This window comes from Stappia sp. BW2 (assembly GCF_008107695.1).
Classification (GTDB): Bacteria; Pseudomonadota; Alphaproteobacteria; order Rhizobiales; family Stappiaceae; genus Roseibium.
Genome location: NZ_VIRG01000047.1, coordinates 1 through 590 on the forward strand (window position 1 = coordinate 1; position 590 = coordinate 590).

Here is a 590-nt window from a genome sequence, read left to right on the forward strand (position 1 = left end):
GGCATTGCCAACTTATTCTGGTCGGCGAGCATTGTTCCCCGTTTGGGCGGATTTCAGGCGTTCATCTCAGCGGTGTAGTCTTCCCATATGCCGAATGCATCTGCCCTTGAATGCCGGTACGAGGCGGCCGACAGGGTGTACCGCCTCGGCCGGAAGATCGTGTTGATCTGGTCATGGGCGGACAAGAAGCGTTGAGCTTGCCGGGACGATTTGAACCGGCCCATAATCCTTTCCCGTTTCCGGGTCGGACGATGGGAATTCTCAATCCTGTTGTTCAGCCCCTTGTGAGCGCGATGATCGGCATCTGGAGCAAGGGCTCGAACCGGCTTGGTGTAGCTGCGCAGCTTGTCGGTCACCACGACCCTGGGCTCGCCGTATTGCGCGACCAGCGCACCGAAGAAACGTCTGGCAGCCTTGGCATTCCGTCGGGGCTGAACCAGGATATCGAGCACATCTCCATCACCGTCAATTGCCCGCCAGAGCCAGTATTTTACTCCGCCAATGACGATCACGGCTTCATCCAGATGCCATTTGCTGTTGGGCTTTGGTCTGTCCCGGCGAATGCAGCACGCGAAATGCCGGCCAAACCG

At 58.3% G+C, this 590-nt stretch carries 1 protein-coding gene; it reads right to left on the bottom strand.

The genetic code is table 11. The features are described from left to right. Positions 1–53: 53 nt before the first annotated feature. On the bottom strand, positions 54–590 hold a 537-nt coding region (locus tag FMN63_RS03305; RefSeq protein ID WP_148582534.1), incomplete at its 5' end, for an IS6 family transposase.